We start from the raw sequence: 13561 nt of genomic DNA on the forward strand, positions 1-13561 counted from the left end.
GTGCTTCCGCTCCAACACATTACAATATATAAATACCACATTTCCCTTATTTTGTCGAAACATTTTTGCAGAAATACAGCACTATTTCACCATCTCGTCAAACAACGAAACGACCAGCTTAATTCCGTGGTTCGCGGTAATCTGCAGCAGCTCGCCCGTCTTGCTGGCGAAGCGGTCCACCGACGTCTGCGGCGCATAGCTTAACGCCTCCGTCGGCGCCTCTGCCTCGGCCGCATTCGCCTGCGCCGCTCCCGCCCCCGGCACAGCCGCACGCGCCGCGCCCTGGCTCGCCGGCTGCCGTGCAGCCGCCGCTTCCCCGGCTCCCGCCGCGGTCGGCTTGCCGATCAGCTTGCCCGCGCCCGTTTCCGTCACCCGCACAGGTGCGGAGGCCGGCCGGGCCTCGGGCTGCTCGGCTGCTGCCGCTGCAACTGGTGCCGCCGCCGGCTGCGCAGTCGCGCTTTTGGACGGAGCACTCCAGCCTGCCTTGAGCGCCTCCGCTTCCCAAGGCGCAGGCTGGTCGATCGCCCCGTTAATGCGCTCAATGCCTTTGGAAGCCAAGCTTACTCCAAAGCTTATCGCAAACAGCACCAGCATCAGCATTCCGATTACCCTCATATAGAACCCGGCCATTTTCGTTCAAGCCTCCTTTTCCTCGTTACGATGCTTTCGGTTTAGCTTCAGCATTTACTTTCTCCGCATTCCAATATACATCGGAGATCACTTTACTGAGCACATCGATCGTGCGGTATGCTTCCTCCAGCGTGTTTTCCGGCCCGCCGATTTCAATCAGCACACTGTTCGGCGATACCGACTGATTATATTCCGCATTGCCGTCCGTCGCCTTTTTGCCCCAAATGCCTCGGGAAATGCCCGGATAGCTCGCTTCAAGCTTCTCGTTAATTTTGGCAGCGAATTCCTCATTCTTTTTCCAATTCGGATTGCGGTGTCCAATAATAAAGTACACTTGGGCGTAATCCTTGCCGTTAATCTTCACCGTCGTCTTTTCACGAGGCGAGGAATCCCGGTGCAGGTCAAATACAAAATTGAGGTCCGGATTCGTAGCGAAAGCTTCCTTCACCGTGCTTAACGAATATTTGTAGGAATGATACCAGTTGAAGTTTTTCACTTCCGCCGGGTAGTTTGTATCAGAAACCTCCGCCCCGACTCCCTGCTCCTCCAGCTTTTCAGCAAGCCGCTTTCCGAGCAGCGTAATATTTTTAGTCGGGTGATACGCATCATTCAGCGATTTGGCGCCTTTAATCTCCGGTACCCATGATTCCGTGTTGTGAGTGTGATAAATGAAAACAACCTTCTTATTGCCTGTCGTCGGCTTCTCTTCCTTCGGCGCAGGCGCTTTCCCCTCAGAAGAAGGCGTTGGCTCCGCTGGCTGCGGCTGAGCTGTCGGAGGCGTAGATGGCGGTGTGGATGGTGCCGGCCCGCCATGGCCAGGTACAACGGCCTCCGCCGGAGGGAAGTACTCCATTGGGCCGGAGGATAAATCCGACGCTGCCGTTTTGCGGAACAGGATCGGCTGATCCGCTCCCATTCCCGCTACCTCGCGGGCAACCAGCGTCTTCGGATCATGCGGGTTAATGCTTGTCAGAAGCTGAAACACAAAGCTTGCAACATTTTCCGCCGAGAAGGTGGACTGACGGTTTTCTCTATGAAAATCCGGCACCTCGGCGCTGACCATATCCATAAAAAACTCGTTTGACAGTGCGACAGCAATTCCTTTCATGGACGAAACGGGTGACGTCATCATTTTCGCCTGCGCCATTCCGGCAAGCCCGAGGGCTGTAAAAAAGAGCAGTGTAGCTAAGGCGGCTGCGGCTAGTGCGCGGCTCCACAGACCGAGGCGTTGAAGAGTGCGGCGAATAGTGCTGAGATTAAAGATCATTAATTTCATGGATGCGGTCCTCCTTAAATCTACTTACTCCAATCTATGAAACTACCCAAACTCATAGAACCATTTTGTATAAACAATTTTTCATACGAGTTTCGCGCAATGCATGAAGCACCCGAGTTTGATTCAAACTAAAAGGCACAATAAGCAAAGGAGAAAACATCGCGTGAAAAGCAGAAACCTACAACGGATGACCCTCATAGCGATGATCGCTGCTGTTTTGTTCCAACCTCCTGCTGCAAAAGCCGGAACTGAACCGGATATCCTTTTGCCCGAGTGCGATGTGCTCATTGATGCCGGTCATGGAGGAGTAGACGGCGGCACAAGCCATGGCAGCCTGCTGGAAAAGCATATCAATTTAGAGATCAGCAAATATCTTTACGAAGAGCTGACCCGCCGCAAGATGAAGGCCGCCTTAAACCGCACCTCCGACTACGCACTCAGCGACGATAATCACTGGCTTGGCAGCCGCTCCCGGCACCTGCGGGATCTCGCCCAGCGAAAGGGACTGGCCGACCTGCTGAAGCCGAAAATGTTTGTTAGCATTCATACGAATTGGGCAGCCGGCCCCAGAGATTCGGGACCCTATGTGCTTTACAATAAAAAGAGCGAAGATGGACGGAGCCTAGCAGTTTCCATTCAACAGAACCTGAACAAGCTTTATGGAACGGAGGCGCGAAGCCCGGTACGCGGCAGAACCTACTATATCCTTAATCGAGTGGAGCAGCCCTCGGTGATTGTGGAGGCAGGCTTTATTTCGAATCCGCGAGATCGATCTTGGCTGAACTCGAAACACAAGCAAAAGCAAATTGCAGCATCCATTGCCGACGGTATCGAGCAATTCATTAAGAAAACACAGCAGACGAAGGAGCTTGAAGCCCTTGCAGGCTTTGAGGACAGCCCAAGAAAAAAAGGAAGGCCATATTACGAAAGACGTGGCTACATTACATGGGATGGGCCAAGAAATCATTCCAAACGAATCGCTCTCACCTTCGATGACGGCCCGGATGAGAAGGAAACCGAACAAATTTTGGATGTGTTACAAAAGCATCAGGTGAAGGCGACCTTTTTTATCGTTGGAAAGCAAGCGGAGAAGCATCCCGAGCTTGTTCTGCGTGAAGCAAATGAAGGCCATGAGCTCGCCAACCATACGTACAGCCATAAATATTTCACAAAAAACATAACCGAACGGGAAATTCGTGATGAAATCGAGGACAATCAAAAGCTGATTTTTTCAATAACCGGTAAAATGACAACCTACTTCCGGCCGCCGGCGGGCATATATAATGAGAAAATTGTAAATGCAACGCTAAAGGCAGGGCACCGCATGGTGCTGTGGTCATGGAATCAAGAAACCTTAGATTGGGATTTGCCTGGCTCGCATACGATCGCCAACCACGTCGTAAAGAATGCTAAGGGTGGGGACATCGTTCTGCTCCATGATCGGGTAACTGGAAAGTCCCAGACGATCGCAGCCTTGGATCAGTTAATCCCCACATTGAAGGAGCAGGGCTACACGTTCGTTACATTATCTGAGATGTTAAAACGCTCCCCTTCGGAGGGAACTCCAATGAAATAAAACAAGCCCCGATCCGTTTAAGGACCGGGGCTTTTTCCGCTGCCGAAGTAATAATGGATTAATCGCTTAGTGCGTATACGCGGCTACATTGTCAGTATCTACCGCTTCATGCAATGCAGCGTTCAGGCCGCTGGCAATAATATTGGCGATATCCTCGATAAACTGGTCGATGTCTTTTGGCGTAACCAGCAAATCATGACCGAGAGGATCTAGCACCTCTTTCACTAACCCCAGCCGCTCTTGATCCGACATCGAATCCAGCATCCCTAAAATTTGCGCCGTATTGCTTGTCTGCTGGGCAAAATGCTGACGCATGTAGTCGAACGCACTGTTTACAATCGTCGATGCGTACACAACCGTCGGTACGCCGATTGCGATGACGGGCACGCCCAGCGCATCAAGCGTCAGTCCTTTGCGTTTATTGCCGATGCCGGACCCCGGATGAATGCCCGTGTCGGCAATCTGGATCGTTGTATTGACCCGTTCCAGCGCTTTGGATGCCAGTGCATCGACAGCGATGACCAAATCCGGCTTTGACCGGTCAACGATCCCCTGCACGATTTCACTCGTTTCGATGCCGGTTGTCCCAAGCACACCTGGGGCTACCGCGCTGACCGCCCGGTAACCCGGACTCACCTGATCCGGTACCAGTTCAAAGTAGTGGCGGGTGACCATCACATTTTCAACCACCATCGGCCCAAGCGCGTCGGGTGTTACATTCCAGTTGCCGAGCCCGATAATTAAAATTTTCGCGTCCTTGCGAATATTTAGCTTTTCCAGGAAATGCTCAAAATGCTGCGCAAGCTTCGTTGCCACACGGTCCTGAAGATCGGAATCTTTTTGGCGCAGCCCCGGCACCTCAAGGGTCACATAATGCCCTTTCATTTTACCTATGGCTCTGGAGCCCTCGTCGGATTTAATATCCATGATCGTAACGCGAATATCGCCGTCCTCGTCGACAACCGAATGAACCCCGGGAATTTCATTTCCGAATTGATTGGCGACAAGCTCTCTCGCTTCAAGCGCCAGGTCGGTTCGTACCGAAAATTGATTCAAATCCACGCGTTTCACCATATCCTTTCTATAAAAAGAGTCCTATCCAACAGTGTGCGGCGTAAAGGCTGCAATTATGCGCTTTGCAACACAACCTTTCCACAATGTTCATGGAAAAAGAGTTGCAAAACGGGATAGTGCATGCTATGATATGAAAAGTTGACTTTACGGAACACCATGCCCGGTTGTCTTGCATCCATTTGCAGCCGGCGCTTTTAAGGAGGTGAATCGGATGCCGAACATTAAATCCGCGATCAAACGCGCAAAGACAAGCGAAAAGAAACGTCTGCTTAACGCTACTCAAAAATCCGCGCTTCGCACTTCCGTGAAATCGGTTGTCACTGCGATTACAAATAACGATGCAGCTCAAGCAGCTGAATCTTACAAGCTCGCAATGAAAAAGCTGGACAAGGCTGTAACTAAAGGTCTTATCCACAAGAACGCAGCGGCTCGCAAGAAGTCCCGCTTAGCGAAGAAGATTAATGAGATTAGCGCTCAAGCGTAATAATGAAAACCGCGCAGATTCGTCTGCGCGGTTTTTTCATGCCTTCAGGCGGAATGCAGCCGAAGCCTATCCAGCAAACCTCAAAATAAAAAGCTCGAGCCCCATCGTCTTATCCTGCCGCCCCGTTTTCATCCCGTAATCCAGCTCCGCAGCCGCGTGCAAAATCTGCTTCAAGCGTTCCTCCGAATAACCGGACGCCTGCTCCATAGCCAGCTTTACCCGATACGGATGCACGCCGATCTGCCCGGCAATTTGCTGCTGGCTGTAACCGGAACGCGCCAGTTCCTTCGACATTGCAATCAAACGAAACTGCGATGCAATTAGCATTAAGATTTTGATCGGTTCTTCCTTTTGCTTCAGCAGCTCCGCTAAAGTGGTCAATGCCCGCTCTGTTTTTCGCTTCACAATATCCTCCACGAGCAGAAACACGTTTTGCTCCGTCGAACGGACTACCAGCATATCAACCGCTTCCGGAGTGACCGTACCGCCTTTTCCCGCGTATAAGGAGCACTTTTCAATTTCTCCAGCAAGCGTCTGCAGGTTTGTTCCTGCCGTTTGCAGCAGCTTTTCCGCCGCTTCCGGCGTAAACGTGCATTCACTTCGCTCTGCGCGCTTGCGCACCCACTGCAGCAGCTCGTCCCCGCCCATATGTGTAAAAGGAATGAGCAGATCGGCATCCTTCAGCTGCTTTACGATTTTTTTTCGTTCGTCCAGCTTATCCGCCGAAACCGTAAGAAGCACCATAGCCGAAGGGGAAGGCGACTTGACGTATTCGATCAGCCGTTCCGTCCGATGCTCAACCTTTGACGACTCCTTAGCTGACGTTAAAAAAGCCGCATCCTTGGCAATAACCACCTTCATCGGCGCCAAGAAAGCCGCTGTTTCCGCATCCTCAAGCACGTCCTCGATGCTTGTCTCCGACAAATCGTAACGGCTTACCGCGAAATCCCGATACGGCGCCTCAACAAGTCGGTCAACCGTATAAGTTATAAACTCGTTCATTAAAAACTGCTCCGGTCCGTAGCAAATGTAGACCGGCTTTGCCGTGCCGGTCGCAATTTCCCTTGCCGCCTGCTTATAATTCATCCTGAACCTCCGAGGTCAAAACATACTCGTCCTCATTCTAGCAACAACAAAGGGACCGCGTCAAAGCCTCGCGATCCCTTTGTGCGGCACATCTATATAAACACCTGGTGCAGGGCTCTAGAAACCCGGCAGTCAGATGGTCATACCCGTGCATCGGTTATTGCTGTCCGATTGTTTTCTATAACATACGCTAAGCCGGCACGGTGTGTGCATAGTTGATTGAAATTAATAATTTTTTTACCTTACTTCCGTTTCACGCCCTGTTTTCAGGTTGATCAGAAATGTGCGCTGCTTGTCACCGGTTTTCACCGTATATTTAAACGTATCTCCATCCCATATTCGCAGCGTAACCGTTTGTGAAGCGCTCCAGCGATAGCTCGAGCTGAATACCGCCGCGCCGTTCCGGTCGCGGATTTCCACAAATCTCGAATCCGCTGCGGTTTGAATGGTAGCCTGAAGCATACCGCTTGGCGAATCCACTTCCTGCACTGCGATAATCGCGGCATCAAACGTAATTCCCTGCGAGGGCACACCAGCAGCCGCTTTCGAGGAATCCTGCTTTGGGACTGCCAGTACCGGTGCCATCAGCATGCCTTCATCTGAAGAGGATGCAGACGGTATAGTTATTTCCTGACCTGCTGCAAAGCCAAATCCTTCGTTAGAGGGAGGCGCGTCCATCATCCTTGCAATCTCGCCGTCCCCGCCGGTTTGTTCTCCCGTCTTTGGCTTCTCCGCCGCTGCTGCCTCCTGCTTTCCCAAGCGGCCGCTTCCTCCGGTTGTGCCATCAGCCGTGCTTCGTGCCGACCCCGTCGGGGGGGAAGGCTTCTTTTCAAAGTTGTTGATTTGAACCCCAGTTTCCTGCTTCGGCTCCGCTGCCTTCGGAACCGACATGATTGCATCCGCCAGCATATCGTTGCTCCCAGTGGCTGTAGGATCAAGAGCGGCAATTCCTTGCCCCTGTCCAGCCGACTCGAACACGTCCGCCGCGGGAGATTGCGGGGCTTGAGCAGGGCTTGTATCGGCAGCTGAGGTATTGGCAGCCGTTTCTCCTGCAGCTGCAGGCGGCAAATACTCTTCGGCCGATTCAAAGCTCCTCGGGCTGCCCGCTTGCCACAGCATGACGGCAGCTACGCAAGCAGCGGCTACGCCGCTAGCCCACTTCAGAGCCATACCGGACTTTCCTTTGAAAAGCGGAACGGCATTGCGCTGAACCGCTTCTCCGCCCTTGACCTCTACTGCGGCCGCAGGCTCATGAGAGCCCGGGGAGACATGCATATCGAGATCGGCCAATTTCGGAAGGATCGCGTCAACCAAGCTGAACGCTGGCACAACCTTCGGCAAATTCGCCAGATCCGAATGCAAGAGCTGGAGTCTGTCGTACATATCCGAGCAGTCGCAGCAGCCCGCTATATGAGACATTAATTGTTCAAATTCTTCATCCTGGAGGTTTTCATCCAGGTTTCTTTGCATCAGATCCATCACCTCATGGCACATCATCCCCGAACACCACCTTTCTGATAATCATGGAGCAGCGTTTGCAGCTGCTGTCTGGCGCGGAATAAATAGGACTTAACCGTGTTTAACGGAAGATCCAATGAATCCGCAATCTCATTGTATGAAAAATCCTGTAAGTACCGGAGAACCACGACAGCGCGATGGTGTTCGGGCAGCTGCTCAATTGCAGCTCGGATATCTTGAGCCAGATATCCGGTCATAACTTCCTGCTCGACATCCCGTTCATTCCGAAACACCAGATTATGTTCCTCAATCGAAACGGTAGGTTTAGCCTTTCTAAATTTATCGATGCATATGTTCGTAACAATCCGCTGTACCCACGTTTTAAACTGTGCTTTTTCCTCGTAGGATTGTATTTTTGTATAAATGCGGATGAGCGCCTCTTGGGCTGCATCGGCAGCGTCCTGCTCATTATTTAATATATAGAAGGCCGTACGGTACACGTGGTGTTCGATTTCGCGCAACAATGTTATTAGAGCGTCGCGATCGCCCGACTGCGCGGCTTTAATCAGTTCTAGCTCCACCACTTGTAAGGATCCCCCTCTCCTGCACCCTCATAGACGTTGCGATCTATAAAAAGGTTGCAACCGTTTATCCTCTTGTGATATTAGCAAAAAATATGACCAGCGTATAGCTAAAGTTCGTACAAAACTTATCTTTTTCGTTTGGTTTTTACTTCCATTCCATAGGATCGGATGGAAAATTGCACTTCGCCGTCGAGATCCGTCCGATAAATTCGGGTTCCCGCCGCCGTCATACGTTCAAGGGCATCCTTACTGGGATGCCCGTAAACGTTGGAAGCCCCGGCTGAAATTACGGTTATTTCAGGTCTCCAGTACTGAAGCCACTCCTCGCTGCTTGAGGATTTACTCCCGTGATGAGCGGCCTTCAGCACATCGATTCGCGTCATGTCCTCCTTATATAAAAAGTTTGTCGGCTCAGAATCCTGTGCGGGACCTGGATTTGCTTTTAGGTTCTGCTGCTCAGCAGCTGAAAGCCGCTCTATAATCGCAAGCTCCTCGGCCACTCCAATATCGCCTGTAAATAAAAAAGTGCTTTCGTATAATCGGAGCAAAAATACAACCGACTGTTCATTTTGCTCTCCCAGCCATGTAATACGTGCAGAATCAGGCGAAGGATGCAGTACCTCAAGAGAGGCTTCATTTTCAAAATCAATACGATCCCCCGCTGCCAGCGGCACAAGCGAAACGTCCAGTGCCAGAGCTGTATCAAAAAGCTGCTTGGCCCCGTCTTTGGGGGCGACGGTCCCGTTAAACAACAGCGCCTTTACCGGAATTTCCTCAAGCACGGCCTGCAGCCCGCCGATATGGTCCTGATCCGCATGGGATACAATAACGGCATCCAGCACATGAACGCCTCTTTTCTTGAGCAGCGGGACAAGCGTCTTACGTCCAACCTCGAAGGGGTCTTTTCGCTTGCGCCACTCCTCCCCCTGCTTCAAAAAGGAGATCGTCCCTCCGCCATCTACTAGAATGTTCCGCCCTTCCGGCGTTTGAATAAGCGCAGCATCGCCCTGCCCGATGTCGATAAAAGAGACTTGTGCGTTCCGGTTCATCCATCCGGGCGAGTATACGTATCCCAGCTGCGGTATAAGTAGTGCTGCGCTAAGTGCCGCGGTGCCGGCTCTGGTGAGATAACGCTGCTTATGAATGCGAGGCAGTGCTGCAGCAGGGGCTCGTACCGAAGGCAGATTCGCTAAAAGGGTAAAGGCGCTTGCATAATACGTAACGAGCCACCAGATCGGGGGTGACGCCCAGATTAAGCGAAAGGCCCGCCGCTCGGAACAAAATGCAACTGCTATGTCAATCGCAGTATTAATCGAAGAAATAACGAGGCCGATGAGCCCTCCGGCCGGTTCATAAAAGAATGAAGCTATGACCGCAATCGTAGAGCCCGGCAGCACAATAAAGCTGATAACAGGCACCAATACAAAATTGGCAAGCCATGAAAGTAAATGAAGCTGATTGAAATAATAAATCGTCAGCGGGAATGAAGCAGCTTGAGCTGCTGTGGTCACCGCGATGGCACCGCGCAGCCAGCGCCTGCGGATCGGCAGCGCCGAATCGATGGGAGGAACCCAAAGCATGAGGGCAAGAGTAACCGCATAGGAGAGCTGAAAGCTGACATCCCAAAGATAGTACGGGTTCCATAGCAGCATCAAAATTGCCGCGCCGCACAGAATATGGACACCGTCCTTCAGCCGGTCCTTCTTTAATAAATAGAGGCCAAGAAAGGCCATTAAGCCCGCGCGAAGCACGGAGGCGGATGCGCCGGTTACGAGAACGTATACAGGGATAAACAGCATAGACACTGTATAGGATGCCTCTCTAGTCATTCGAAACAGCCGGAGTAAGCCCATTAATCCGCCCAGCATGACCGCGACATGCAGTCCCGATATGGCAAGCACATGCGTCATGCCGATCGTAGAATAATCCCGGTACTGCTCGGGATCCAAATCCGTGCGTTCCCCTAGAAGCAGCCCCTTCATATAACCCGACTGTATAGAATCGGGAAATATGGCTTCGATTTTGGCGCCTATCGTTTGTCTGGTTACATCCGAATAACGCAGCGCCGCTGTTAGTGGATTTCCCGAGCTCTCTTGCAGCTCTATCGCAGAGAATCCCTTCACCTGAAGCTGCCAATGGATTCGTTGCAGCCGCAAATACCTGCGGTAGTCAAAGCCGCCAAAATTGCCTGCGTCGAGTGGCAGGCGCAGCTCTCCTTGAAGCTGAAGGCGTACTCCCCGCTGGAGCTCCTTTGCTTTCAAAAGCTCCTCTTCCGCTGCCAGCTTTACGGTTACCTGAATCATTTCATTCAGGGGAAGCTGTTCTCCCCCTTGTCCATCCTCCATCGACTCCGCCCGTGCACGAAAGGAAACCCGGTCACCATCGATTTGCGGAGGCTGAGCCAGCTCGGCCAGCATCGTCACTTGTAGGCGGTCAGCGCCAGCTTCGATCGCGCTTTTATTGCGCATATCGTTCACACCGTAGAAAATGGCACTCGCCATGAAAATAACGATCATCCACAGCAGTGCCTTGCCTGGCTCTCTCATCCATTTTCCTATACAAAAAAGCGAAAATGCGGTCAAACCGAGGGCAAGCCACCGCAGTCCTCCGTCAGTATATGCCCATACCGAATAGCCTAATACGATGGCTGCAGCCGTCCAGATCAGCGGTCTACGCATCCTTCCTCCCTCCCCCTCATCCTATCGGAAACCACTTCACCTGCCTTCACGATAGAAATATCGCTAACAAAAACAAAAGCACCCTGCTGAGCGCCTACATTTCGTAAGCTTCAGCGGGGTGCTTCCCTGCTTTTATTTTATAGTTCCGATGCAGAATTAATTGGTAACCTGTTGATCGACGCCCGGAGGAGGCGAGTAAGGCTTAAGCTGCCGGAAAAGAATCCCTCTTTGCTGCATCAGCTTCTCCACCTTCTCCTGATCCTTCGGGTAAGGTCTCGCGTATACAATCTCCTGAATCCCGCTGTTGGCAAGCATATTTGCACAGGTCCAGCAGGGCTGATCGGTCACATATACCGATGAGCCCTCCCTGTCGCTCCGGTCCGTAAACAGCAGCAGGTTTTGCTCCGCGTGGATGGTTCGCACGCAGCGCTGCTTCTTGACCAGCTGTTCTTGTCCGTCTACGAGCTTGACCTCGAGCTCCTCTACGAGCATGCATCCCGCCTCCGAGCAGTCCTCAACTCCCATAGGAGCTCCGTTATACGCGGTGCCAAGAAGCTTCTTCCCTTGTACAAGTACCGCTCCCACATTTCGGCGGCTGCACTGCGAACGGGTGGATGCCATAAACGCGATATCCATAAAATAGGTGTCCCAATCTTTTCTCATCGCTTTGTACCTCTGACTTTTACGTTTAGGATTGGCTTGCTTGCAAAGCTTGATCCAGGTCTGCAAGCAGATCGCGGATCGATTCAGTGCCGACGGACAGACGAACCATGCCCGGCGTTACACCCGTTGAAAGCAGCTCGCTGCCCTCTAGCTGGGAATGCGTTGTGCTGGCCGGGTGAATGATCAGCGACTTGGAATCGCCGACGTTGGCAAGATGCGAGAACAGCTTTACGGAGTTAATCAGCTTTTTCCCTGCTTCCACGCCGCCTTTAATTTCAAAGGTCAAAATCGCGCCTTGTCCGTTCGGCATGTAGGTTTGTGCTTTCGCATAAGAAGGATGGCTCTCCAGCCCGGCATAATTGACGCTTTCCACAGCGGAATGCCCCTGCAGGAACTCGGCTACCTTGCGCGCATTTTCGCTGTGGCGCTCCATCCGGAGGTGCAGCGTTTCTAAGCCTTGAAGCAATAGGAATGCGTTAAACGGCGATAACGCCGCGCCCATATCGCGAAGCAGCTGAATACGCGCCTTCGTAATATAAGCTGCTGCACCAAGCGCATCCGCGTAAACCAGACCATGATAGCTTGGGTCAGGGTTCGTGAAGCCCGGAAACTTGCCGCTTGCTTTCCAATCAAACTTGCCGCCGTCAACGATCACGCCGCCGATGGAGGTTCCATGGCCGCCGATAAATTTTGTCGCGGAATGCACAACAATATCCGCTCCATGCTCGATTGGACGCATTAAATAGGGGCTTGGCAGGGTGTTGTCCACGATCAGCGGAATGCCGTTTTCATGCGCGATGGCCGCTACCGCCTGAATATCGATGACATCACCGCGCGGATTGCCGACCGACTCGCAGTACAAGGCTTTCGTTTTATCGTTGATCGCACCGCGGAAATTTTCTGGATTCGAAGGATCAACAAATCGAACCGTGATGCCCAGCTTGGACAGCGTATGGGCGAACAAGTTATAGGTTCCGCCGTACAAGCTTGCGGCCGATACGATCTCATCACCCGCTCCGGCGATGTTTAGAATGGAATACGTGATGGCAGCCTGCCCGGAAGCGAGGCCCAGGGCGCCGATACCGCGCTCCAGCGCAGCGATTCTTTTTTCAAACACATCGGTCGTCGGATTCATGATGCGCGTATAAATATTGCCCGGCTCGGCAAGCGCAAATAGGTTAGCGGCATGATCCGCATCGCGGAAGCCGTAAGAGGTCGTTTGATAAATCGGTACAGCTCTCGACAAGGTTGTCGGATCAAGCTCCTGCCCCGCATGTACGGCAAGCGTTTCTAAATCGAACTGCTTCGGTTCTGTCATAGGTAATATTCCCTCCTGCGTCAGTTTCCTCCATATTCTCATATCTTTACGGGTTTGTCTCTATGAAAATATGATTTTGTATTTGCTGCAGAAGCTTCGGCCCGATTCCCTTCACCTTGAGTAAATCTTCCTTCTTGCGGAACAAACCGTGCTGATCGCGATAGTCAACAATTGCTTTCGCTTTCGCCGCCCCGATGCCGGGCAAGCGATCGAGCTCCGCCGCTGTCGCTTGATTAATTGCGACGAGCCCTTCTCGCGGTGCACTGCTGGCTGGCGCAGCTGCTTCCTGCTTTGAGCCGTTCTGAGGCTCGTTTGTCTGGTTTTCCCCCGGTGAAGCTTCTGCCGGAGGCGCTGCAGGCGGAGATGTGGGCGGAGATGCTGGCGGCGCAGAATTCGCTCTCGGCTTACTTGTCCCTTCCGGAGCTGGCGCTTCATTCGGCTGGACAGAGTTCCCCTGTGCTTGCCGCTGGGCGCTCTGCTTTTGCTCAGGAGAAGCGGCTCCCCCTCCGCTTTTATTTGCTTCTCCCTTTGCTGCCCCCTGCTCGCCACTATGGGCTTCTTGAGCCAGTAGCTCCTCAACCTCGCGATTGACGCTTTCCCAGGCGGGTTGCTTATCTCCGGATACCGCTACAATACCTGCAGCTGCGGCTGCCAGCAGCGCCCCTACCACAATCCAAAGCAGCGAGCTTCGCTTTTCAAGCTTCATTACTTCTCTTTCCTCTCCCTGTAAAGTG

The 13561-nt window shown here is 52.4% G+C and carries 12 protein-coding genes; 2 read left to right on the forward strand and 10 right to left on the reverse strand.

Annotated elements, in window-relative coordinates:
* Positions 1-81: 81 nt before the first annotated feature.
* Both GQS10_RS01780 and spoIIP read right to left on the reverse strand, forming a co-directional pair.
* On the reverse strand, positions 82-630 hold the full coding sequence (locus tag GQS10_RS01780) for a hypothetical protein (protein WP_166238404.1): 549 nt from the start codon (positions 628-630) through the stop codon (positions 82-84).
* 25 nt (positions 631-655) lie between these two features.
* Positions 656-1906 carry a stage II sporulation protein P gene (spoIIP, locus tag GQS10_RS01785; protein WP_166238406.1) on the reverse strand — a complete coding sequence of 417 codons (1251 nt, stop codon included), beginning with the start codon at positions 1904-1906 and terminating at the stop codon, positions 656-658.
* 163 nt (positions 1907-2069) lie between these two features.
* On the opposite strand from spoIIP, the gene GQS10_RS23000 reads away from it, so the two are divergent.
* The gene (locus GQS10_RS23000) at positions 2070-3482 is read left to right on the forward strand and encodes a polysaccharide deacetylase family protein (protein ID WP_166238408.1); all 1413 of its coding nucleotides are present in this window, start codon (positions 2070-2072) and stop codon (positions 3480-3482) included.
* A 66-nt stretch (positions 3483-3548) separates the two neighbouring features.
* On the opposite strand, the gene gpr is transcribed toward GQS10_RS23000, so the two are convergent.
* Positions 3549-4556 carry a GPR endopeptidase gene (gene gpr, locus GQS10_RS01795; protein ID WP_166238410.1) on the reverse strand — a complete coding sequence of 336 codons (1008 nt, stop codon included), beginning with the start codon at positions 4554-4556 and terminating at the stop codon, positions 3549-3551.
* Positions 4557-4767: 211 nt separating this feature from the next.
* Here gpr and rpsT point away from each other — a divergent pair, with 211 nt between their 5' ends.
* A complete protein-coding gene (rpsT, locus tag GQS10_RS01800; protein WP_166238413.1) occupies positions 4768-5040 on the forward strand; it encodes a 30S ribosomal protein S20 in 273 nt (90 codons plus the stop codon).
* A 66-nt stretch (positions 5041-5106) separates the two neighbouring features.
* Here the strand turns inward: rpsT and holA are convergent, their stop codons facing one another.
* From holA to GQS10_RS01835, 7 genes are all read right to left on the reverse strand, one after another.
* Positions 5107-6126 carry a DNA polymerase III subunit delta gene (gene holA, locus GQS10_RS01805; RefSeq protein WP_166238415.1) on the reverse strand — a complete coding sequence of 340 codons (1020 nt, stop codon included), beginning with the start codon at positions 6124-6126 and terminating at the stop codon, positions 5107-5109.
* Positions 6127-6363: 237 nt separating this feature from the next.
* A complete protein-coding gene (locus GQS10_RS01810) occupies positions 6364-7623 on the reverse strand; it encodes an anti-sigma factor family protein (RefSeq protein WP_166238417.1) in 1260 nt (419 codons plus the stop codon).
* Positions 7620-8168, reverse strand: a complete 549-nt coding sequence (locus tag GQS10_RS01815; protein WP_166238418.1) for a sigma-70 family RNA polymerase sigma factor — start codon at positions 8166-8168, stop codon at positions 7620-7622. The genes GQS10_RS01810 and GQS10_RS01815 overlap by 4 nt, the downstream gene beginning before the upstream one ends.
* 125 nt (positions 8169-8293) lie before the next feature.
* Positions 8294-10846 (reverse strand): DNA internalization-related competence protein ComEC/Rec2, encoded by a 2553-nt coding sequence (locus GQS10_RS01820; protein ID WP_166238420.1) that lies wholly within the window; start codon positions 10844-10846, stop codon positions 8294-8296.
* Positions 10847-11002: 156 nt separating this feature from the next.
* Positions 11003-11509 (reverse strand): deoxycytidylate deaminase, encoded by a 507-nt coding sequence (locus GQS10_RS01825; RefSeq protein ID WP_166238422.1) that lies wholly within the window; start codon positions 11507-11509, stop codon positions 11003-11005.
* 25 nt (positions 11510-11534) lie between these two features.
* On the reverse strand, positions 11535-12827 hold the full coding sequence (locus GQS10_RS01830; protein ID WP_166238424.1) for a homocysteine synthase: 1293 nt from the start codon (positions 12825-12827) through the stop codon (positions 11535-11537).
* Between the two features lie 46 nt (positions 12828-12873).
* Entirely contained in the window at positions 12874-13533 is a 660-nt protein-coding gene (locus tag GQS10_RS01835) for a ComEA family DNA-binding protein (RefSeq protein ID WP_166238426.1), read from the reverse strand.
* Positions 13534-13561: the final 28 nt, after the last annotated feature.

The sequence above is a fragment of the Paenibacillus turpanensis genome (genome assembly GCF_011421635.1).
GTDB classification, from domain to species: domain Bacteria; phylum Bacillota; class Bacilli; order Paenibacillales; family YIM-B00363; genus Paenibacillus_AK; species Paenibacillus_AK turpanensis.